Origin of the sequence: Muribaculum gordoncarteri, assembly GCF_004803695.1 — a bacterium.
In the GTDB taxonomy this organism is placed as follows: domain Bacteria; phylum Bacteroidota; class Bacteroidia; order Bacteroidales; family Muribaculaceae; genus Muribaculum; species Muribaculum gordoncarteri.
Window position 1 is genome coordinate 3,084,841 of sequence record NZ_CP039393.1, and the last position, 22,748, is coordinate 3,107,588.

The 22,748-nt window shown below is 53.0% G+C and carries 20 protein-coding genes; 17 read left to right on the forward strand and 3 right to left on the reverse strand.

Annotation, left to right across the window (positions count from 1 at the left end; translation table 11 throughout):
* Positions 1 to 18 precede the first annotated feature (18 nt).
* The 3 genes from E7746_RS13450 (at position 19) to E7746_RS13460 (ending at position 3,203) form a co-directional block, all read left to right on the forward strand.
* Positions 19 to 963 (forward strand): SusE domain-containing protein, encoded by a 945-nt coding sequence (locus E7746_RS13450; RefSeq protein ID WP_136411136.1) that lies wholly within the window; start codon positions 19 to 21, stop codon positions 961 to 963.
* Between the two features lie 38 nt (positions 964 to 1,001).
* Positions 1,002 to 2,432: an Outer membrane protein SusF domain-containing protein gene (locus tag E7746_RS13455; protein WP_136411137.1), complete on the forward strand. Its 1,431-nt coding sequence runs from the start codon at positions 1,002 to 1,004 to the stop codon at positions 2,430 to 2,432.
* A 213-nt stretch (positions 2,433 to 2,645) separates the two neighbouring features.
* Positions 2,646 to 3,203, forward strand: a complete 558-nt coding sequence (locus E7746_RS13460) for a DJ-1 family glyoxalase III (RefSeq protein WP_123394946.1) — start codon at positions 2,646 to 2,648, stop codon at positions 3,201 to 3,203.
* Between the two features lie 5 nt (positions 3,204 to 3,208).
* Here the strand turns inward: E7746_RS13460 and E7746_RS13465 are convergent, their stop codons facing one another.
* From E7746_RS13465 to E7746_RS13475, 3 genes are read right to left on the reverse strand one after another with little or no spacing between them, the layout of a single operon-like run.
* The gene (locus E7746_RS13465) at positions 3,209 to 3,706 is read right to left on the reverse strand and encodes a dihydrofolate reductase (protein WP_136411138.1); all 498 of its coding nucleotides are present in this window, start codon (positions 3,704 to 3,706) and stop codon (positions 3,209 to 3,211) included.
* The gene (locus tag E7746_RS13470; protein WP_136411139.1) at positions 3,703 to 4,497 is read right to left on the reverse strand and encodes a thymidylate synthase; all 795 of its coding nucleotides are present in this window, start codon (positions 4,495 to 4,497) and stop codon (positions 3,703 to 3,705) included. Before E7746_RS13470 ends, E7746_RS13465 begins: the two co-directional genes overlap by 4 nt.
* Positions 4,494 to 5,459, reverse strand: a complete 966-nt coding sequence (locus E7746_RS13475; protein WP_136411140.1) for a 4Fe-4S binding protein — start codon at positions 5,457 to 5,459, stop codon at positions 4,494 to 4,496. Before E7746_RS13475 ends, E7746_RS13470 begins: the two co-directional genes overlap by 4 nt.
* Before the next feature lie 148 nt (positions 5,460 to 5,607).
* On the opposite strand from E7746_RS13475, the gene E7746_RS13480 reads away from it, so the two are divergent.
* The 14 genes from E7746_RS13480 (at position 5,608) to ftsA (ending at position 22,714) form a co-directional block, all read left to right on the forward strand.
* Positions 5,608 to 7,437 (forward strand): ABC transporter ATP-binding protein, encoded by a 1,830-nt coding sequence (locus E7746_RS13480; protein WP_136411141.1) that lies wholly within the window; start codon positions 5,608 to 5,610, stop codon positions 7,435 to 7,437.
* Between the two features lie 111 nt (positions 7,438 to 7,548).
* Complete coding sequence (gene rpiB, locus E7746_RS13485; protein WP_123394951.1) at positions 7,549 to 8,004, forward strand: ribose 5-phosphate isomerase B; 456 nt, start codon at positions 7,549 to 7,551, stop codon at positions 8,002 to 8,004.
* 144 nt (positions 8,005 to 8,148) lie between these two features.
* Positions 8,149 to 8,838 (forward strand): SIR2 family NAD-dependent protein deacylase, encoded by a 690-nt coding sequence (locus tag E7746_RS13490; protein WP_123394952.1) that lies wholly within the window; start codon positions 8,149 to 8,151, stop codon positions 8,836 to 8,838.
* Positions 8,839 to 9,010: 172 nt separating this feature from the next.
* The gene (gene rsmH / locus E7746_RS13495) at positions 9,011 to 9,931 is read left to right on the forward strand and encodes a 16S rRNA (cytosine(1402)-N(4))-methyltransferase RsmH (RefSeq protein ID WP_136411142.1); all 921 of its coding nucleotides are present in this window, start codon (positions 9,011 to 9,013) and stop codon (positions 9,929 to 9,931) included.
* Positions 9,932 to 9,993: 62 nt separating this feature from the next.
* Positions 9,994 to 10,344, forward strand: coding sequence for an FtsL-like putative cell division protein (locus E7746_RS13500; RefSeq protein ID WP_136411143.1), 351 nt, complete (start codon positions 9,994 to 9,996; stop codon positions 10,342 to 10,344).
* 15 nt (positions 10,345 to 10,359) lie between these two features.
* The gene (locus E7746_RS13505) at positions 10,360 to 12,438 is read left to right on the forward strand and encodes a penicillin-binding protein (RefSeq protein ID WP_136411144.1); all 2,079 of its coding nucleotides are present in this window, start codon (positions 10,360 to 10,362) and stop codon (positions 12,436 to 12,438) included.
* A gap of 33 nt (positions 12,439 to 12,471) precedes the next feature.
* Complete coding sequence (locus E7746_RS13510; RefSeq protein WP_136411145.1) at positions 12,472 to 13,932, forward strand: UDP-N-acetylmuramoyl-L-alanyl-D-glutamate--2,6-diaminopimelate ligase; 1,461 nt, start codon at positions 12,472 to 12,474, stop codon at positions 13,930 to 13,932.
* A gap of 19 nt (positions 13,933 to 13,951) precedes the next feature.
* A complete protein-coding gene (mraY, locus tag E7746_RS13515; protein ID WP_135947142.1) occupies positions 13,952 to 15,211 on the forward strand; it encodes a phospho-N-acetylmuramoyl-pentapeptide-transferase in 1,260 nt (419 codons plus the stop codon).
* A 20-nt stretch (positions 15,212 to 15,231) separates the two neighbouring features.
* Positions 15,232 to 16,575 (forward strand): UDP-N-acetylmuramoyl-L-alanine--D-glutamate ligase, encoded by a 1,344-nt coding sequence (gene murD, locus E7746_RS13520; RefSeq protein WP_136411146.1) that lies wholly within the window; start codon positions 15,232 to 15,234, stop codon positions 16,573 to 16,575.
* A gap of 39 nt (positions 16,576 to 16,614) precedes the next feature.
* A complete protein-coding gene (locus E7746_RS13525) occupies positions 16,615 to 17,931 on the forward strand; it encodes an FtsW/RodA/SpoVE family cell cycle protein (RefSeq protein ID WP_136411147.1) in 1,317 nt (438 codons plus the stop codon).
* A 22-nt stretch (positions 17,932 to 17,953) separates the two neighbouring features.
* Positions 17,954 to 19,066: an undecaprenyldiphospho-muramoylpentapeptide beta-N-acetylglucosaminyltransferase gene (gene murG, locus E7746_RS13530; RefSeq protein WP_136411148.1), complete on the forward strand. Its 1,113-nt coding sequence runs from the start codon at positions 17,954 to 17,956 to the stop codon at positions 19,064 to 19,066.
* Between the two features lie 2 nt (positions 19,067 to 19,068).
* The gene (gene murC / locus E7746_RS13535; protein WP_123394961.1) at positions 19,069 to 20,448 is read left to right on the forward strand and encodes a UDP-N-acetylmuramate--L-alanine ligase; all 1,380 of its coding nucleotides are present in this window, start codon (positions 19,069 to 19,071) and stop codon (positions 20,446 to 20,448) included.
* On the forward strand, positions 20,448 to 21,302 hold the full coding sequence (locus E7746_RS13540) for a cell division protein FtsQ/DivIB (RefSeq protein WP_123394962.1): 855 nt from the start codon (positions 20,448 to 20,450) through the stop codon (positions 21,300 to 21,302). The genes murC and E7746_RS13540 overlap by 1 nt, the downstream gene beginning before the upstream one ends.
* A 38-nt stretch (positions 21,303 to 21,340) precedes the next feature.
* Positions 21,341 to 22,714 carry a cell division protein FtsA gene (ftsA, locus tag E7746_RS13545; RefSeq protein ID WP_136411149.1) on the forward strand — a complete coding sequence of 458 codons (1,374 nt, stop codon included), beginning with the start codon at positions 21,341 to 21,343 and terminating at the stop codon, positions 22,712 to 22,714.
* Positions 22,715 to 22,748: the final 34 nt, after the last annotated feature.

Sequence of the window (22,748 nt, forward strand, 5' to 3'; positions counted from 1 at the left end):
ACAGAATAGCTTACAGTTATGAAAAAAATATTTTTGCTTTGCGCTGTATTATTGGCTGCAGTATCCTTCGTGAGCTGTGAGGATAATACCGACCCGAAGGCGAAACAACCCGTCAACAAGGACTTCCTCAATACTCCTCCGTTGGCCAATCAGACTTATGTTCTTGAAACAGCCGGTAGCGTGCAGTTTACCTGCTCTCAGCCCGACTACGATGTCGCAACTCCTCCCACCTATGCTGTTCAGGTGTCGCTCGACCCCGAGTTCAGCAAGGTGATCAGCGACTCCAAGTATCTCTATAGCGCCGAAGACGCTCTTCCTTATTCGGAAGTGGCTTACACCACCACTCACACCACTCTTGATGTTCCCGCACGCGACATAGCCGACGGTATCAGCGCATGTCTCGGTTACACCGACATTAGCCAGTATGCCGGACGCGAAGCCTATTCAGGCCCCGTGTATGTGCGTGTACGTTCGTTCTTCCCCTCGTTGACCGGTGATTTGGCCAACCTCTACTCAATCGAGTCCAACGTAGTGACTCTTCCCAATGTGATAAGCTATCCTTCGGTTCGTCAGCCGGGATGGATCTATCTCGTAGGTCAGCCTAACGGTTGGAACGAGCCGAGCGAATCCAATGCTGCAATTTATGAAGACTGGATGCTCTATGAGCCCGACAACGGTATCGGTACTCAGATTTATGTCGGAACATTCTTTATCCCCGACGGACAGTTTACGATGCGATTCTACAAGGAGTTGACCGGATGGGATGCCGATTCCTACGGTTCACAGAAGGATGACAATGCTGTAGACATCGAGTTTGACGGCGGCAAGTACTCAGGCAAGATTGGCGGCCCCGGTTACAAAGGTTATTATAACGTTCCCGGATGGACTGCCAACTGGGTTAAGTTTACTGTTAACCTCAAGGCCGGTAGCGTTGACTTCGAGATTGTCGACCCCGTTGAGTGATGACAAATAAGGTATGAACAAATAAATCTGACGATACAATGAAATTAAAACTTAATATTGCGCTTTTTGCGGCTTTCGCCCTCGGCCTTGCCGCTTGTAGCGACGATGTATATCGCGGTATTCCGCAGGTGACTCCGCAGGAACCGGTCATGCCGGCCGACGGAATCGAGGCTACCGATGTGTTGCCCGATGGAGGAGCCATCGACCTTTCGAGTGCCGAAACATTCTCGATGGTCAACATTACAAAGCTCGAGGACTTCCCTGCAACCGACGACCTCAGCGTGGTTATGCGCGTGTCGGAATCGGCCGACATGAGCAACCCCGAGGCTATGGTGCTCAACGTTGCTGACGACAATAAGACAGCTTCGGTCGCTTCAGTGAAGCTTAACGAAGTGTTCCGCAAGATGTTTGGCAAGTCGCCCAAGGCTCGCACCATCTATGTCGACTATACGGCTTATGCTCTTAACGGCACCTCTTCGGTGCTGCTCGGCGCCATCGGTGCAAAGCAGTCGCTCGTGGTGACTCCGCTTCCCGCCGACTTCGTAATCGAGGATAACTACTATCTCGTGGGTACTGCATGTGACTGGAAGATACCTCAGGCTATCGCATTCACCCACTCCGACAAGAGCCCCTACGACGATCCCGTGTTCAAGCTTATAAACATTGAGGTTACCGCCGAGCAGGCTGCTGCTGGCTGGTGGTGGAAGATAATTCCGGCATCGACATTCGAGGCAGGCGACTGGGTTCCCGGTGACAACACTCAATATGGTCCCGCCACCAACGGTGACGAGGCTATGGAAGGCAAGCTCGTGGGCGTTGACGCTCAGGCAGGTGTAATCAAGGTGGCAGGTCACTACGACATTACCATTAACATGGAAGACCTCACCTACACAATCTCCAAGACTCCGGCCGTGATGTATGTGCCCAACCAGTTTGGATGGGACAAGCACGGTATTCTCTACTCAACCGACTATGAGAACTTCCAGGGTCTTGCCGGTATCGATCCCATCTACGGATTCAAGTTCATGACCGGCGACGGTCAGTGGATAGGAGCCGGCAAAACCGAAGGCACTCTGTCGACTTCGGGCGGCAACATCCTTGAAGGCGTGCTTACAAAGGTTGGTCTGTACTATCTCACCGTTAATATGCCCGACATGAAATTCACTCAGGAGTATATCAGCAGTCTTGCCCTTATCGGTAGCGCTACTCCTAACGGATGGTCGGAAGCCGATGCGGTAGAGATGACGCCTAACTCCGACTATGAGATATGGACAATCGATGTTCATTTGGTTCCCGGCAGCTTCAAGTTCATGACCGACCATTCATGGGCTAAGCCTAATCTCGGAGGCGATGTAAACAATCTTACATTCGGAGGCGGTGACCTCAACTTCGAGGGCGAGGAAGGTGACTACATCGTAACCCTTGACCTCAGCAAGTATCCTTACTCTTGCACAGTGGTAAAGAAATAGTCTTATTGACTTTACTATATGATTTACGGGGCATGTCATGCGACATGCCCCGTACTTTTTTATCCGTTAGCTGACAAATTGTTAAATAATATCATTATGCGATAAAAACTCTGTCGTCATTATGATTTGTGAGGTCAAATGCCTATCTTTACAAATGACGGCAATGATTGAGCCGCCTGAATCAAAATTCAAGAATATATAACGATTAAGATTATGAAAACATCCTATCTTTTTCTTGCCGAAGGCTTTGAGGAAGTCGAGGCAATGACTCCGGTCGATGTTATGCGCCGTGCCGGTATGGAGGTATATACAGTATCGATAACAAAGAATCGTGAGGTCAAGGGCGCCCACGGAGTGACGGTGTTGGCCGACAAGACGATTGATGAAATAGATGCCGACGATGCCGAGTGGCTGATAACACCGGGCGGAATGCCGGGAGCTACCAATCTTGCCGCATCGGGCAAGCTCAGCGACATGTTGACCAACCAGTACCGTAAGGACGGACGCATCGCATCTATATGCGCGTCACCTGCAGTGGTGCTCGCTCCGCTTGGAATTGTACGCGGACAGAACGCCACCTGCTATCCCTCGTTCAAGGATGATCTTATAAAGGGCGGTGCCAACTATATCGACGACCGTGTAGTCATAAGCGGTAATCTCATTACCTCCAACGGCCCTTCGTCGGCTCTCTTCTTTGCTCTCGCCATCGTGTCGGAAACACTCGGCGAGGATGTGTCGGCTTCGGTAGGTGCCGGCATGCTTCTTGGCTGATCGGGCTATTTGCGATCAAGAGTTACGAAGCGGTAATTGACTCCCGAGCGGGGATCGGTTGCCGCTTCGCTTTGTTGTGTGACATCCCATTGGGTTGCGTCGATTTCGGGGAAGCGCGTGTCGGCGTCGGGAGCGTCGGCATCGATTTGCGTCAGGTAGATGCGTGACGCATGAGGCATAGCCTGACGGTAGATTTCACCGCCGCCTATTATCATTGCCTCGTCGCTTGTCGCCGTCATGTTGATTGCCTCGTTGAGCGACGTGGCTATTTCGATTCCGGGGGCGTTATATGACGCATTGCTTGTCACCACGATGTTGCGTCGGCCGGGTAACGCTCCGTTGGGAAATGACTCGAATGTCTTGCGCCCCATGATGATGGGCTTGCCCATCGTGACGGCTTTGAAATGCTTCATGTCGTCGCTTATGCGGTAGAGCAGGTTGCCCTTGTGGCCGAGGCCGCCGTCACGTGTCACAGCGGCTATTATTGAAATGCGTGTCGTCATACCGATACTTTTGCCTTTATGTGGGGATGCGGATCGTAGTCTTCGAGCTTGAAGTCGTCGTAGGTGAAGTCAAATATATTCTTCACATCGGGATTTATGACCATGCGGGGCAGCTTTCGCGGTTCGCGTGTCAGCTGCAGGTCGACCTGCTCGAGGTGGTCGTTGTAGATGTGTGCGTCACCAAGAGTGTGCACGAAGTCGCCCGCCTTTAGCCCCGTCACCTGCGCCATCATCATTAGCAGCAGCGCGTAGGAGGCGATGTTGAACGGCACGCCGAGGAAAATGTCGGCCGAACGCTGGTAGAGCTGCAGGCTCAGTCGTCCGTCGGCCACATAGAACTGGAAGAATGCGTGACATGGCGGCAGATTCATGTTTTCAAGGTCGGCGACATTCCATGCGCTCACTATTATGCGTCGTGAGTCGGGATTGTTCTTGATTGTTTCCACCGCTTCGGTTATCTGGTCAATCGACCCTCCCTTGTAGTCGGGCCATGAGCGCCACTGGAAGCCGTATATGTGTCCGAGCGATCCGTCAGGGTCGGCCCATTCGTTCCATATTCTCACTCCGTTGTCCTGCAGATACTTTACGTTAGTATCGCCTTTCAGAAACCACAATAGCTCGTATATTATGGATTTCAGGTGAAGTTTCTTGGTTGTAAGCAAGGGGAATCCCTCTTCGAGGTTGAAGCGCATCTGGTAGCCAAACACACTGCGTGTGCCTGTTCCGGTGCGGTCGCTTTTTGATACTCCGTTCTCCTTCACGTGACGGAGCAGGTCGAGATATTGTTTCATCGGTCGGTTGGTTGGTCGGTTGTAGTATCGGTTGAACATTCGGCCATGGGTGCCGCCTGTCCCTGTGCCGCGGGCGGTGCGGCCTTGGCATCGGTGCGTTGCAGCATCGGTATCGAGAGCTGCTTGCGCGTAGGGCGGTAAAATATGGCGTTGTCACGGCATGCCGTGAGGCAGTTGAAGCAGTTTACGCATCTCGAGCCGTCGACTGTGTGGTCGTCCATGTTTATGCATGATGCCTTGCACGCGTGTTCGCATCGACGGCAGTTGGTGCACAGGTCGGTGTCGATGTCTATGTGCCACAGCGACTGCTTGCTTATCAGTCCGAGCGTTGTCCCCACGGGGCAGATGGTGTTGCAGAACGTGCGTCCGTAGAACCATGCCGGAATCGTGATGGCCGTTATCGACACTATCGACAATATGACGCCGAAAGCCGATGCGGTGAACACGTGGACATAGGTTACATCCCACAGTCCGGTAGCGGTGCCCGCCTTGGCAATCAGGTTGTTGATGCATCCCCACACGGGCTTAAGCAGGTCGACCACACTGCGGGTGTATATGCTGTAGGGGGCGACTACGGTGGGAAGCAGCGTCAGTCCGCCTATGAGGCAGGCTATGATTATGGCGAGGCTTGTGTAGCGCAGCGTGGTGAGCGGCGGGGAGTAGTGGTAGTCGCGTCGCGACCCCTGACGGCTGCTTCGTCCCACTCTCGCAACGATGTCCTGCAGGGTGCCGAGCGGACATATCGATGAGCAGTATATGCGTCCGAACAGCGAAGTGAACAGCCACCAGAACACGAGAATGCCGAATGAGAATCCTATCGACACCGGGATTATCTGTATCCGCTCGATCCATCCTAATGCGTTGAGAAGCAGTGCGCTGTATTCAACCCACAGCAGCGTTACCATCGCCATGATGATAACCGACACTACAACGCGGCATATTTTCAGAGTTCTGTTCTTCATCTGTGAGTCGCACGGGGCTGTGACAAAATTACAAAAATCCCATAATTAAACACCTCTTTTATCCTAAAATGTGTTTTTATTGTTCATAAATGATTTTGTAGCAAGCTCGTTTGCCGGCGTTGTGAAGAAAAATCATTAACTTTGTGCTATGAAAGAGTTTTTTGCTATCATAAAGCGCTTCGTACCGCCCTATAAGAAGTACCTCGCACTCAACATACTGTTCAATATACTCACGGCTTTCCTGACGCTGTTCTCGTTTGCCATAGTCATTCCTATCCTTGAGATGCTCTTCGGCATCAACGAAGGACACTATGAATACATGCCTTTCAACGATTTCGAGCACATCAACGACATCCTGATCAACAACTTCTACTACTATGTGCAGGTGATGATTGCGCGTTGGGGACAGTCGGTGGCTCTTGCCGGACTTGCCGCAATTCTTGTGGTGATGACCGCCCTGAAGACGGGTACGGCCTATCTCAGCTCCTACTTCATCGTGCCGTTGCGCTCGGGAATCGTGCGTGACATACGCAACTACATGTACGACAAGATTGTGAGGCTCCCCATGGCGTTCTTCACCGACTCCCGCAAGGGCGATGTGATGGCGCGAATGACAGGCGATGTCGCCGAGATCGAGAACTCCGTGATGGCGTCGCTCGACATGATGTTCAAGAACCCCGTGATGATTATTGTGTGTCTTGTCATGATGGTGGCCATATCGTGGCAGCTGACCATATTTGTGCTCATCCTGCTTCCTATCGCCGGATTGGTCATGGGTCGAGTGGGCAAGAGGCTGAAGCGACAGTCGTTTGAGGGACAGACCCAGTGGGGCGTGCTCATGTCCAATATCGAGGAAACTCTCGGCGGACTGCGCATAATCAAGGCTTTTAACGCCGAAGAGAAGGTGCAGTCGCGCTTCCATCGTGAAAATCAGGTGTTTTACCGCATAAGCAACCGCATCGCGCGCCGCCAGTCGCTCGCACACCCCATGAGCGAGTTCCTCGGCACGCTCACGATTGCCATCGTCCTGTGGTTTGGCGGCACGTTGATTCTCAGCGGCAACGCGTCAATCACTGCCCCCAAGTTCATCTACTACATGATAATATTCTATAGCATCATAAATCCCGCCAAGGACCTGTCGAAGGCCGCTTATTCGATTCAGAAGGGTCTTGCCTCGATGGAGCGTGTCGACCGCATTCTCGATGCGCGCAATCCCATCCAGGATCCTGAGAAGCCCAAGGAGCTTGTCGACTTCAAGGGGGCTATCGACTATGAGGGCGTTACGTTCAGCTACGGCACCAATCCCGTCATAAAGGATGTGACGCTGCATGTTCCGGCCGGTGCGACGGTGGCTCTTGTGGGGCAGAGCGGTTCGGGCAAATCCACCTTGGCCGACCTGCTGCCGCGTTTCTATGATGTGGATTCGGGCAGCGTCAAGGTCGACGGCATCGACATTCGCGACCTGCGTGTGCACGACCTGCGCGGATTGATGGGCAATGTCAATCAGGAGGCCATCCTGTTTAACGACACTTTCTACAACAACATCACCTTCGGTGTGAAGGATGTGACTCCCGAGCAGGTTATCGAAGCGGCCAAGATTGCCAATGCGCATGAATTCATCATGGAGTCGGAAAACGGTTACGACACCAACATCGGTGACCGCGGATGCCGCCTTTCGGGAGGCCAGCGTCAGCGTGTGTCAATCGCCAGGGCCATCCTCAAGAATCCGCCCATCCTCATTCTCGACGAGGCCACCTCGGCTCTCGACAGCGAGAGCGAGAAGCTTGTTCAGGAGGCTCTTGACCGACTGATGCGCGACCGCACGACCGTGGTGATAGCCCACAGGCTGTCGACCATAAAGAACGCCGACATAATATGCGTCATGCATGAAGGCAGCATCGTTGAGGCCGGTACTCACGACGAGCTTATCGAAAAGAACGGCTTCTACAAGCGTCTTGTCGACATACAGAAATTCTGATTCTCGCCGAAGGCGTTGTGACGCATTTTTTTGCAGTGTGACGATAGGAATTTCGCGGTAATTATGTATCTTTGAATTCGTCTTAGATAAAAACCTAAATTTATAGAAACTATGTCAATACTTGAACCTGGCAAGAAAATTGCCATTTGCAGCGATCACGCCGGATATGAACTTAAAAGCATTGTTGAGGGATACCTGATGTCGCAGGGCATCGAGTATGAGGATTTCGGAACCGACAGCGATGCAAGCTGCGACTATGCCGACTATGCTCATCCTTGTGCCGAGGCTGTTGAAAGCGGACGCGATTACCCCGGAATCGGTATATGCGGAAGCGGCAATGGCATCAACATGACGCTCAACAAGCATCAGGGAATACGCTCGGCTCTCTGCTGGAATGTGGAGCTTGCCAAGCTTGCACGCGCCCACAACAACGCCAACGTGCTTGTGCTTCCCGCCCGTTTCATCGAGCCCGCTCTCGCGCTTGCAATTGTTGACGCATTCCTTGCAACTCCCTTCGACGGTGGTCGTCACGAGCGTCGCATCGCCAAGATTCCCGTAAAGAAATAGTGTCGGACATCATCGTTATTGCCGATGCAGCAACCTGCTTGACAGCCCTTGTCCGATTACAAGTCGGTACGGGGCTGTTAATTTTAGGTGCGTGACGATAAAAATCGCTATTCAGTTGTTATTGTTATTAAATGTTTTTGCGCAATGAAAAAGAAACTGGTTATATCGACAGGTGCAGGCATGAGCGCCGAGAGTGGAATTGCTACTTTTCGCGACAGTGGCGGACTTTGGGACAAGTATCCCGTAATGGAGGTGGCGAGTGCCGACGGCTTTGCCCGCAACCCCAAGCTTGTGCATGAATTCTACAATCAGCGTCGCCGTGAGCTTGTAAATGCCAAACCTAATGCCGGACATCTCGGTCTGGTCGACCTTGAACAGTGGTATGACACCTACATAATCACCCAGAATGTCGACAACCTGCATGAGCGTGCCGGAAGCAAAAACGTGCTGCATCTGCATGGCGAATTGATGAAAGTGCGTGCCATCGACGATGAAACAAAGGTGTATGAGCTTAAGCCTGACGCACTTGCAACGACTCCCGACACCGTTATCGACGGACACCGGGTGCGCCCCCACATTGTATTCTTTCAGGAGGCCGTGCCCAACATCGAGCCGGCCATCGAGCTTGCACAGGAGGCCGATGTATTTGTGGTGATAGGCACCTCGCTTAACGTTTATCCGGCGGCGAGTCTGCTCCATTTTGTAAGGAAAGGCGTGCCTGTTTACTATATCGACCCCAATCCGGCCGCTGTGCCTCAGGGTGTTACGGTGCTTAAAATGAAGGCGAGCGAGGGAGTGGCCAAACTTGCCGAACTGTTAAAACCTAAAAGTTAATTTACAATTGTAAATTCTGCGTTTTGTCGCTGTGTGCTGCCGGAATTAGTTGTAGTGCTGACTGTTAGGCCAATGTTGATAACTTTGCTAAAAATTGCTTGAAAAAAGTTTAAATTTGTGGATGTAAATTTTGGATAAAATCGCTAACTTTACAACCTAATTGGCGCGCACTATGGAACAGGAAGTTTACCACATACCGGCATTGCTTGATGAAACACTGCAAGGGCTTGATATTAAGCCCGATGGCATCTATGTGGATGTCACATTCGGTGGTGGCGGACATTCTCGTGCGATAATTCAGCGACTTAACGGGGATGGTCGCCTTTATGGATTTGATCAGGACGCCGATGCTATGAACAACGCAATCGACGACAGTCGATTTACATTTGTATACAGCAACTTCCGTTTTTTGCGTAATTTCCTCCGCTATTACGGTGTCGAGAGTGTCGACGGTATTCTTGGCGACCTCGGTGTGTCGTTTCATCATTTCGATGACCCCGAGCGTGGCTTTTCATTCCGTTGGGACGGCCCGCTCGACATGCGTATGAACCGTAACGCCACACGCACAGCCGCTTGGTACGTAGCCAATTATACCGAGCAGGAGCTTGCCGACGCCTTCTATCTCTATGGCGAGCTGAAGACGGCACGCCGCATTGCCGCTGCAATAGTCAAGGCGCGTCAGGAGTCGCCCATAACCACTGTGGAGCAGCTCCTTGCCGTAGTGAAGCCGTTCATAAATCCGCGCAAGGAGAAGAAGGAGCTGGCTCAAGTGTTTCAGGCTCTGCGCATAGTCGTCAACGGCGAAATCGAGGCGTTGAGCGACTTCCTGCAGCAGGCTCTCACCATGCTCAAGCCCGGCGGACGACTTGTCGTCATCACCTATCATTCGCTTGAGGACCGACTTGTAAAGAACTTCATGCGCACCGGCAATCTTAACGGAGAGCCGGCTCAGGACTTCTTCGGCCGCAACCTGTCGCCGTTCAAGCTCCTGACATCGAAACCCATTGTGCCCTCGGAGGCCGAGGTCGAGCGGAATCCGCGAGCACGAAGCGCCAAGCTGAGAGTGGCCGAGAAACTTCCGACCGACGATTAGCCGGCATGAGATATCAATTCACATTATGCGTCAAATCAAAAAATAAATCATAATAATCACACATGGCACAGGCCGCAGGCAAAAGCAAGAAAATTAAAGACGACAATCTGTTGGTGAAGCTCATCAACGGACGGTTGCTTTCCAGTGACTTTTTCGCTCGTCACTGGAAGTCGGTTCTGTTGGCCATTCTGATGGTGCTTATCTACATCACCAACCGCTATCAGTGCCTGACCCGAATGGAGGAGATACGCCGACTCGAGCAGGAGCTTGAAGAGGTGGAAACCGAGCGCATCCGCGTCCGCAGCACTTACATGAGCCGTATACGCGAGTCGTCGATGCAGGAGATGGTCGACACCATGCACCTTAACCTGCGCATTCAGGATAAGCCCCCTTACAAATTAAGCAAACATTAACCTCTCATCCTTGAAATGAAAAAAGAGAATCGATCACATATACTGCTGCGTTACGCTCTGGTGATAGGCTGCATCCTTGTCTTCGCCTCGTTTATTGTCTATAAGGCATTTGACACTACCGTCATATCGGCCTCGCGATGGAACGAGAAGGCGATGAAGGAGCTGTCGCGCGTCGACACTATACGCCCCGAACGCGGTAACATCCTTGCCAGCAACGGCTCGATACTTGCCACCAACCTCTGCTACTACAATGTGCGCATCGACTTCCGCAGCGAGCGTTTCATGGAGGGCCGTTACCTGCTTGCCGTCGACAGCCTTGCCGACAGCCTCGCGTTGCACTTCCCCATACGCGACAGGGCAGGGTGGAAGAAGCGTCTTCTCTCGCCGCTCGACAAGCCGCGTGAAAAGCGCCCCCGCGCCTTCAAGATTCTCGGCAACATATCCTACGCCGATTATCAGCTGCTGCGCACATTCCCCTTCTTCAACATCCGCAACGCCAACAAGACCGGTCTGACCAAGGAGAAGGTGATGCGTCGTGTCAACCCTTACGGAGCGATGGCGCGTCGTAGTGTGGGCGGTGTGGGCATCGATTCTATAACCGGCGAAACTCACGGAATATCGGGACTCGAACGCGCACTTGACTCCCTGCTTTACGGAAAGCCCGGCCTCGCCAAGAAGGTGCCGCTTACCAAGGACATCGTCAACTGGACCGATGTAGAGCCGGTTCCCGGCTACAACATAAAGACCACCATCGACATTAACATGCAGGACATCGTGGAGAACGAGCTCAACAATGTTCTCACCACCTGCAATGCCGACTGGGGAGTGGCAGTGCTTATGGAGGTGAGCACCGGCAACATCAAGGCCATCTCCAATCTTGAGAAGAGCCCGTCGTCCGATGAATACATCGAGGGCATGAACCGTGCCGTGCTCGGTTATGAGCCGGGTTCGGTGGTGAAGACCCTCTCGATGATGATAGCTGTCGAGGACGGAATCGTTAAGGATGTCGAGGAGGTGATAACCACCGGTCACGGATTTGCTTATGCCGGAGGCCGCCCCATTACCGACTCCCACGGTGTGGCGTCGATGCCCGTGCGCGAGGTGATCGAGCGCTCCTCCAACATCGGTATGGCTAAAATCATCACGTCACGCTACGGCGACAATCCCGGTGCATTCTATACCCGACTTAAGAAGCTCGGATTCCTCGACCCGATGAATACCGGAATCGCCGGTGAACGCCCTCCTCGCATCGACAGCGTTGCCAGCAACCGTGGCGGACGAATAGCCTTGTCACGCATGTGCTACGGTTACTCTACCGAAATTCCACCGCTCTATACGCTCTCCATATATAACGCCATAGCCAACGACGGCAAGTATGTGCGTCCGCGCCTTGTGGAGCGGCTGCTTGGCGAAGGCATCGACTCGGTGCTGCCTGTAAGCTATGTGCGTGACACAATGGCCTGCAGTCCGCGCACTGCCGAGATTATGCGCATGATGCTCACCAATGTAGTGTGGGGCGACCACGGCACCGGAAAGCTGTTGCGCAACGACAAGGTGCGCATTGCCGGAAAGACCGGTACATGCTACATCATCGAGAACGGAGCCTACAATACCGGCAAGAAGCGTCTTGCATTCTGCGGCTTCTTCCCCGCCGAAAAGCCTCTCTACTCATGCATCGTGCTCACATGCTATCCCAAGCAGAACATGTTTGGAGCGGCAAGTACGAGCGGCACAGTGTTGAAGAATATCGCGCTCAAGATGTTTTCGCGCGGAATGTTGAACAACAGTTCCGATTACCGCGAAGGCGAGCACGCTCCCACCAGGCCCACTTTCTTTGCATCGGGCGGTCAGCGCCGCATAAAGAACGTGCGCGACAATCTCGGCATGGGAAGCGTGAAATACTTCGAGCCGGGCAACCACAAGTCGGGCGTGCCGAGCGTACTCGGTTACAATCTTCGCGATGCCATCAATGTGCTTGAGAGCGCAGGGCTGGAAGTCGACTTCAACGGCACCGGCTATGTCGTGGCACAATCGCTCTCACCGGGCAGCACGTTACGCCCCGGCTCACGTGTAAGGCTCACATTAAATCAATAATCCAACGAAACCTAATTAAACCGCATAGGCAATATGAAATCCCTCTCACAACTCCTTTCACCATTGATGGTTGAAGAAATAATCGGCAGCGATGACAAAATCATCACCGATGTAGTAAGTGACTCACGTAAAGTTACCACAGGCTCGCTGTTTGTGGCTGTGCGCGGTACTACCGTCGACGGCCACTCGTTCATTCCTTTGCTTCAGTACAGCGGTGTAGCCGCCATTGTGTGTGAGGAGTTTCCCGAGTTCATCGAGTCGTCGATCACCTATATCAAGGTGAGCGACAGCGCCGTGGCTCTCGGATATCTTGCCTCGGAATGGTGGGACAACCCTTCGCGCAAATTGAATCTCGTAGGCGTGACGGGTACAAACGGAAAAACCACCACCGCCACTCTTATCTATGAGATGGCACGACTCATGGGATATAAGGCCGGACTGCTCTCGACGGTGTGCAACTATGTCGAGGACGAGGCCATACCTACCAATCAGACAACTCCCGACCCGCTTACAATAAACGCGCTGCTGCACCGCATGGTGGAAGCCGGATGCGATTACGCGTCGATGGAAGTGAGCTCACATGCCGCTCATCAGCATCGCATCGCCGGACTGCACTTCGCCGGCGGCGTGTTCTCCAACCTCACCCGCGACCACCTTGACTATCACAAGACCGTCGAGGCCTATCTTGCAGCCAAGAAGTCGTTCTTTGACGGACTGCCGTCGACGGCTTTCGCTCTCACCAACATCGACGATAAGGTGGGCGAGGTAATTGTGCAGAACACCAAGGCCCGTAAGTACACCTACTCGTTGCGCTCGCGCGCCGATTTCACCGGACGCATAATCGAGAGCCGACTCGACGGAACCACTATGTCGTTCAACGGCCGTGATGTGGAGGTGCTGTTTACTGGCAAGTTCAACGCCTACAACCTTACGGCAGTCTACGGCGTGTCGATTCTTCTCGGTTGGCCGCTTGAGGAGGTGCTCGTAGGCATGAGCCGCCTTGTGCCCGTGGCGGGACGCTTCCAGGCTTTCCACTCGCCCAAGGGCTATACAGCGATTGTCGACTATGCCCACACTCCCGATGCCGTTGTCAACGTGCTTCAGGCTATACGCGAGGTGATAGGCAACCGTGGCTCCATCATCACCGTGGTTGGTGCCGGCGGTAACCGTGACAAGGGCAAGCGACCCATAATGGCGCGTGAGGCCGCATTGCGCAGCGACCGGCTCATCCTCACTTCCGACAATCCCCGCTTTGAGGAGCCTGGCGACATACTCCGTGACATGGAGGAGGGACTCGACATCGAGGGTCGCAAGAAGTCGCTCAGCATCGTCGACCGTCGCGAGGCCATACGCGCTGCAGCCGCTTTCGCTCAGCCGGGCGATGTGATACTTATTGCCGGAAAGGGCCATGAGGACTATCAGGAAATAAAAGGGGTGAAGCATCACTTTGACGACCGTGAAGTTGTCAAGGAGGTGTTTGCCTGTGAATCATAACCTCACTTAATTTAAGGAGATGCTCTACTATCTGTTTGACTATCTTGAAAAGTTTGACATTCCCGGTGCAAGGTTGATGGACTACATCACCTTCCGCTCCGGTGCCGCTCTTGTATTGTCGTTGTTTATTGCCATCGTTTTCGGCCGTCGCATAATCGACCGTCTGCAGCTGATGCAGGTAGGCGAGATAATTCGTGACCTCGGCCTTGAAGGGCAGATGAAGAAGACGGGAACCCCCACTATGGGAGGCGTCATCATAATAATGTCGATTCTGATTCCCTGCCTGCTCATCGGTAATCTCTCCAATGTCTACATGATATTGATGATTGTCGCTACGCTGTGGCTCGGAACTCTTGGATTCCTTGACGACTATATAAAGGTGGCGCGTCGCGACAAGGACGGCCTTAAGGGCAAATTCAAGATAGTGGGACAGGTGGGCCTCGGACTCATCGTGGGCCTCACGATGGTGTTCAGCCCCGAAGTGGTAATGCGCGAAAACATCGAGGTGGAGAATGTGGAAAATCACGAAGTGGTGATAACCTACGAGCCTGAGAATGTTAAGTCGGCGCAGACGACCATCCCCTTTGTTAAAAACAACAACTTCGACTATGCCTATCTCACGCAGTGGATGGGCAAGTATGCCGTTACAGGCGGTTGGATTCTGTTTGTGCTCGTGACGATATTCGTTGTCACTGCGACATCCAACGGCGCCAACCTCACCGACGGCCTTGACGGCCTTGCCACAGGCACATCGGCGATTATTGGTGTGGCCCTTGCCATTATGGCCTATCTCGGCGGTAACATCATCTACTCCTCCTACCTTAATATAATGTATATTCCGGGGTCGGAGGAGCTTGTGGTCTACATGGCCGCATTCATCGGAGCCTTGATAGGCTTCCTATGGTATAACGCCTATCCCGCCCAGGTATTTATGGGCGATACGGGCAGCCTCACTTTGGGAGGTATAATAGCGGTCTTTGCAATTCTCATTCGCAAGGAGCTGCTGTTGCCCATCCTTTGCGCTATATTCTTCATCGAGGATCTCTCGGTGATAATTCAGGTGGCTTACTTCAAGCTGACCAAGCGCAAATACGGTGAAGGTCGCAGGGTGTTCAAGATGACGCCTCTGCATCATCACTATCAGAAGGCCGGCAATACGGTTCCGGCGCTGATTCAGCGGCCTTTCATCCCCATTCCCGAGTCCAAGATTGTAACCCGATTCTGGATTGTGGGCATAATGCTTGCCGTTATAACTTTTGTGACATTGAAAATACGATAGAAGAACTTTAATACAAGACTATGAATAAAAAGATTGTAGTTCTCGGTGGTGGTGAAAGCGGTGTCGGAGCCGCAATTCTTGCCAAGGATAAAGGAATGGATGTGTTTTTGTCGGACTACGGCAAAATCGCGCCTCACTATAAGCAACAGCTGATCGACGAGGGAATCGCCTGGGAAGAGGGCGGTCATGATGAGTCGCGCATACTTGCGGCCGATGAGGTGATCAAGAGCCCCGGAATCGCTCCCACGGCTCCCATAATGGTGAAGATTGCCGAGCGCGGCATACCGGTAATTTCGGAAATCGAGTTTGCCGGACGATACACCGATGCCAAGATGGTGTGCATAACGGGAAGTAACGGTAAGACTACCACAACGCTTCTCACCTACCACATTCTCAAGAACGCCGGTATCAATGTCGGCCTTGCGGGAAATGTGGGTAGCAGCCTCGCCCTTCAGGTGGCCCGCGAGCATCATGATGTCTACGTGATTGAGCTGAGCAGCTTCCAGCTTGAGAATATGTATGAATTCAAGGCCAATATCGCCGTGATGCTTAACATAACGCCCGACCATCTCGACCGCTACGACTATAAGATGCAGAACTATGTCAACGCCAAGTTCCGCATAATCCGAAACCTCACTCCCGAGGATGCCTTCATCTTCTGGCAGGACGACCCCGTGATTCAGGCTCAGCTGCGTCAGGTGACTACCGAGGCCCGGATGTATCCCTTCAGCGAACATCTCGAAAAGGATGTCGACGCATATATCGACGCTGACGACGAACTGGTACTCAATACTTCCCACACTTCGTTGAAAATGCCTCGCAATCATCTTGCCTTGCACGGATTGCACAATCTCTACAACTCCATGGCGGCAGGTCTGTCGGCCTGTCTGCTCGACATACGCAAGGAGGACATACGCCGCGCTCTTGAGGACTTTGAGGGCGTTGAGCATCGCCTTGAATATGTAGCCACTGTCAACGGTGTGCGTTACATAAACGACTCAAAGGCTACCAATGTCAACTCATGCTGGTATGCTCTTGAAAGCATGCCCAAGGGCGTAGTGCTCATCCTTGGCGGCAAGGACAAGGGCAATGATTATACCGAGATAGAGTCTCTCGTAAAGGAGAAGGTGAAGGCCATCGTGTGCATGGGCAAGGACAATGCCAAGCTGCTCGATTTCTTCACTGGCAAGGTCGATGCCATATACGACACCCACTCACTGCAGGATGCCGTCGACACTTGTGCCGCTATAGCCGCATCGGGCGACACGGTGCTGCTGTCGCCCTGCTGTGCAAGCTTCGACCTGTTCAGCAGCTACGAGGACCGAGGCCGTCAGTTCAAGGATGCCGTAAAACGCCTCAAATAAACTATAAACCCTACTCTCTCACGCTTAACACCTTAAAAAATGGAAGCCACTGAATCAGCCCCCGCATCAGGTGCTCATGTAGCCGAGGCAAAGCCTGCGATAACCTATAAACGACACGGCGACAAGTCGATATGGGGTATATTCATAACATTGTGTATCATCTCGGTAATCGAGCTCTACAGCGCATCGAGCCGTGAGGTCGCCGCAGCCGGAGTCTACGGCCCCATAATGCGTCACTGTTTCCTGTTGGGAATGGGTGTGTGCATCGTGTTGCTGCTTGAGAGGCTGCATTACAAGGCATTTTTTGCCTGTGCATGGGTCATCGCGTTCCTGAGTATGGGCATGATGCTCTATGTCACTCTTTTCGGAGAGATTGTCAACGGTGCGCGGCGTAGTTTCAGTCTTATGGGTATAACGATTCAGCCGTCGGAGTTCATCAAGTTGTCGGCCGTGCTCGTTATCGCTCAGATAATGTCGAAGTCGCAGCGACCCAAGGCCATCGGTGTGCGCACACAGGGCGTTGTCCTGTCGGCCATCATGGTGCTGCTGTTCGGCGGATTGCTGTTCAAGCAGGGATTGACCAATACTATCCTGCTCATGTCAATCAGTATGGCCATGATTGCCATCGGAGGCACCGAGCTTAAGAAGATGCTGTGTGTCGGCCTCGTATATGCCGTTATAGGCGGCGGCGTGGTGTTCGCCAAGTTCATGTCGGAGGGCGACAGCAAGGCAAAGGGCGATGAGATAGCCACTACCGAGCAGGCGCTTACCACCGATAAGCGACACGGCACATGGCAGGCGCGTCTTGACCGATTCTTCTCGGATGTGCCTAAATATGAGGAGGAGATTACGGCCAAGAACCGTCAGGAGATGTACTCCTACATGGCTCAGGCCAACGGCGGCGTATTCGGCGTCTTCCCCGGCAATTCGCGTGAAACGGCCCGCTTGCCGCTTGCTTTTTCCGACTATATATTCTCGATTATAATCGAGGACCTCGGATTTGTGGGCGGGGTGGGATTGCTCATCCTCTATCTGTGGCTGTTGGCTCGTGCCGGAATCATTGCCAAGAAGTGTCACCGCGCCTTCCCCGTGCTTCTTGTCATGGGTATGGCTGTGATGATAGTGCTCCAGGCGCTGTTCCACATGGCCATCACTACCGGCACATTCCCCGTTTCGGGACAGCCGTTGCCGCTTATATCCAAGGGCGGTACATCGATCATCGTGACATCGATAGCCATAGGCGCGATGTTGAGCGTGAGCCGCACCGCCGTGCAGAACGGTAACCGTCAGGAGGTAAAGGAGGAGCTGAACGCACTTCCCGAGGAGCTGCGTGCCGAGAATCCGGTTCAGTTGTAAAAAACAAGATATTTTATCCGTTATGGAACAAAAACATTATAACGTGCTTATAAGCGGAGGGGGCACCGGAGGACACATCTTCCCGGCTCTCTCCATTGCCAACGCCTTGAAGCGCAGGGATAAGCTCACCAATATACTTTTCGTAGGAGCCGAAGGCCGCATGGAGATGGAGAGGGTGCCGGCTGCCGGATATGAGATTGTGGGACTCCCCGTCAGCGGATTCAACCGCAAGAACATGTTGAGCAATGTTAAGGTGCTCTTCAAGCTCATGAAGAGCATGATGAAGGCCAAGCGCGTGCTCAAGGATTTCAAGCCCGACATTGCTGTGGGGGTAGGCGGATATGCCAGCGGTCCCATGCTGAAGGAGGCTCAGAAGTGCGGCGTGCCCACGCTGTTGCAGGAGCAGAACTCCTATGCGGGCGTCACCAACAAGCTTCTTGCCAAGAAGGCCGATGCAATATGCGTGGCCTACTCGGGCATGGAGCGTTTCTTTCCCGCCGACAAGATAATTCTCACAGGAAATCCCGTGCGAGCCGACCTGCTTAATGTCACGGCGACAAAGGAGGAGGCTCGAAAGAGCCTTGGCGTGCCTGTTGACCGCAAGTTAGTGCTTGTGGTGGGTGGAAGCCTCGGCGCACGCACCATCAATGAAAGCATTGCCGCCGCGCTCGACAAGATTGAGTATGAAGGAGCATTTGTGCTGTGGCAGACAGGAAAACTCTACGATGAGGAGTGTCAGGCTATCGCAAAGCGTCACCCCGGAGTGGTGAAGGCTGTGCCGTTCATTTCCGACATGGCGCTGGCCTACCGTGCCGCCGACATTGTGGTGTCACGTGCCGGAGCGGGTACCATCTCCGAGCTGCAGCTTATCGGTCTTCCCGTTGTGCTGATTCCGTCGCCCAATGTGGCCGAGGATCATCAGCGCAAGAATGCCGAGGCTCTCGTACAATGCGATGCCGCAGTGATGATTCTCGATGCCGATGCCCGTGAGAAACTCGGCGACGAGGTAGTGGCACTGCTCGGCGACGAGAAGCGTTGCAACCTCCTTGCCGAAAACGTGCGCCGCATGGCGTTACGTGACTCCGACGAGGTAATTGTCGATACTATCTACAAGATATTGAATAATCCGAAATAACGATGTCACATAAAAAGATATACTTTGCAGGTGCCGGAGGTATAGGCATGGCCGCCCTTGAGCGTTACTTCCTTGCCAAAGGGTGCCGGGTTGCGGGTTATGACCGCACTCCCACCGACCTTACACGCGCACTGCAGGACGAAGGGGTTGAGATAACGTTTGACGAGTCGGTCGAGGCCATTCCCGCCGACTTCAAAGGCTGCCCCGAGGAGGTGCTTGTCGTCTACACTCCCGCGTTGCCCGACATGCATCCTGGATTGAGCTATTTCCGTGAAAACGGTTACGAAGTTGTGAAGCGTGCCGCGGTGCTCGGCAACATAACGCGTGACACCAAGGGACTCTGTTTCGCGGGAACTCACGGCAAGACCACTACATCGTCAATGGCCGCACACATCCTGAATACCTGCAAGGTGGGATGTAACGCATTTCTCGGCGGCATCTTGCGCAACTACAACAGCAATCTGCTGCTCAGCGCCACTTCGCCCTATTCGGTGATAGAGGCCGATGAATACGACCGTTCGTTCCACCATCTGCGCCCCTACATCGCCGTCATCACCGCCACCGATCCCGACCATCTCGACATATACGGCACCGAGGAGGCTTATCTGGAGAGCTTCGCCCACTTCACCGAGCTGATAAAGCCGGGCGGCATGCTTGTGGTTCACGAGGACCTGAAGCTGAAGCCGAGAGTGCCCGAAGGAGTGAAGATCTACACCTATTCGCGTGACAAGGGCGATTTTCATGCTGAAAACATTCGTCGTGGCAACGGTGAGATAACGTTTGACATCGTGACGCCTTCGGAAACCGTGCGTGACATAACGCTCGGCGTCCCTGTCGAAATCAACATCGAGAATGCTATCGCCGCATTTGCCGCCTGTTACCTTACAGGCGACATCGAGATCGATGCCGCACGCGATGCCATCGCCTCCTTCATGGGCCCCAAGCGGCGATTCGAGTTCTGGCTTAAGGAGCCGGGTGCCGAGGGACGCGCCATAATCGACGACTACGCCCATCATCCCGATGAGCTGAGGGCATCGATAATGTCGGTGAAGTCGCTCTATCCGGGTCGCAGGCTCACGGTGGCGTTCCAGCCCCATCTCTATTCGCGCACACGTGACTTCGCTCCTGAATTTGCCGCGTCATTGTCGCTTGCCGACGAGGTTATACTGCTTGACATATATCCCGCCCGCGAGGAACCGATTCCCGGAGTTACTTCCGAAATCATATTCAATGACATAAAATGCAAGGATAAAGTCATGATTGATAAGCAACATTTGACAGAAACAATAAAAAATCGTAACTTTGAAATCCTGCTGACTGTTGGTGCAGGGGACATTTGCAACTATTTACCCGAAATTGTTAAAAACGTTAATCTCCGTTGATGAAGAAGTTTCTTAAGTGCTTGATTTCGATATTGCTGTTATGTTATCTCATCGGTGCCGTCGCCTGGTCGCGATTGCAGGCACGCGATGTGATGTGCAGCGGTGTCGCCATTGTAGTGCTTGACTCTTTGAATTCCAACTTCGTCACCGCTCATGAGATAGCGCGCGAGCTCGGCGATTTCAGCAACGATGCTCCCTCGATGAAGCTCACCGACATCGACACCGACAGCATTGAGCGACGCCTCGGCCTCATCGATAAGATCGAGAGCGTCCAGTGTCGCATATACACCGACAACACCGTGCGCATCGACATTGATCCGCTTCACCCGGTGCTGCGAGTGTTTGACCGCAATAAATCCTACTACATCAACAAGGATGGAAAGCGCATTTCGGCTACGGCGCGTTACCACACCGACCTGCCTGTCGTTTCGGGACATTTCGACTCGACATTCCGGGCCGTGTCGCTGCTGCCGCTTGTGCGTTACATAAACTCCGATTCGACATGGAATGCGCTCGTGACGCAAATTAAAGTCGACGGCCCCAACAATATAATACTTGTCCCCGTAATTCACGGCCATGTCATAAATATAGGCGACATGGAACACCTTGACAGCAAGTTTGATCGTATACGGATGGCCTATACCGATATTCTTCCGGTGAAAGGCTGGAACTATTACGACACTATTTCTGTTAAATGGGGAGGACAGATTGTTGCCACGCGACGCGCCAAGGCTCTTCATCACACCGTGAGCGCGGTCGATCTTGAAGCCGAGCACGAGGAGCCCGATTTGGGCACGATGCTTGCCGGCGATACGGCAGGAGTGGTGTCATCCAATGCGAAAAGGAGTAATTAATTGAAAAAGAATATAATAAATACCTCGTTCAAAACAATATGGAACAAAAATACATAGTTGCCTTGGAAATCGGCAGTTCCCACATCAGGGCTGCTGTCGGCGTAGTCGATGAGTCGGGAGTGCTGACCATACTTGCCGTAGAGGATGAAAACGCAATAAATGTAGTGCGTTACGGCTGGATACAGAATGTCGAGGAGGTGAGCAACCGCATAAACAAGCTCATCAAGAAGCTCGAGAACTATCAGAGCATCTCTCCCCGTAAAATCAAGTCGGTGTATGTTTCTATAGGCGGACGCTCGACTATGGCCACTTCGCGCCAGATTGTGCGTCACTTTGACGACGGGGTTGACATAACCGATAAAATCATTCAGCAGATAAAGGACGAAGCCCGTCAGATGGTGGTTTCCGACCGCAAGGTTATCGAGGTGCTTCCGCGTGAATTTGCCGTCGACAATCTCGACTGTCCAAATCCCGTGGGAACGGTGGGCCGAAATATAAAGGCCGAGATAAATCTTGTGACATGCAAGCCCGTCATCGGCTACAGCAACATTCAGCGTGCCGTGACCGAGCGTCAGCAGCTCAATATAAAGGGTGAGATTGTGCGTCAGTCGGCCATCGCCGACCTCGTGCTAACTTCCGATGAGAAGAAGCTCGGCTGCATGCTTGTCGATTTCGGTGCCGAAACCACAACCGTGTCGATGTACAAGAACGGAACGTTGCGTTATTTTGAAACCCTTCCGCTCGGTTCGCGCAACATAACGCGCGACATCATGTCGCTCAATCACACCGAGGAGAATGCCGAACAGCTCAAGAAGGTGCTCGGCGATGTGGTCAACGTAGAGCCCAACTACCGCAAGCATGACTTCGACGGTGACGCAACCGAGGTCAACAACTATGTGCGCGCACGTGCCGGCGAGATAATCGTCAACATAATCGAGCAGCCCAAGTATGCAGGCTACAAGATTTCGAGCGACTTGCCCGGCGGAATAATCATCGTCGGAGCAGGAGCCAAGCTTAAGGGATTCACCGACCAGCTTGCATCGCAGAGCGGATTGAACGTGCGTCTTGGTAACATCCCCGGAACTATACGCATCTCCGATCCCAAGCTGCAGTCGCTTGATTTTATCGATGTCATAGCACTGTTGAACGCCGCAGCCCGCCGCAATCCTCAGGAGTGTACCGAAGTGCCCGTTCAGGTTAATGTCACCTACGATTACGATGACAGCTACGACGAAGATGACGACGACGAACCCGGCCCCCGTCCCATAAAAGGCAAAGAAAAGAAGGAGAAGAAAGAGAAGAAACCCAAGGTTGAGGAGAAGCGCGAGCCCAAGGGCCCGAGCAAGCTCTCACAGTGGAAGGATCGACTCGCTACAATGCTCTTCAATGAGGCCGACGAAAATGATGAGTAACTTAAATTGAAAACTTAATAACGATAACAAGATA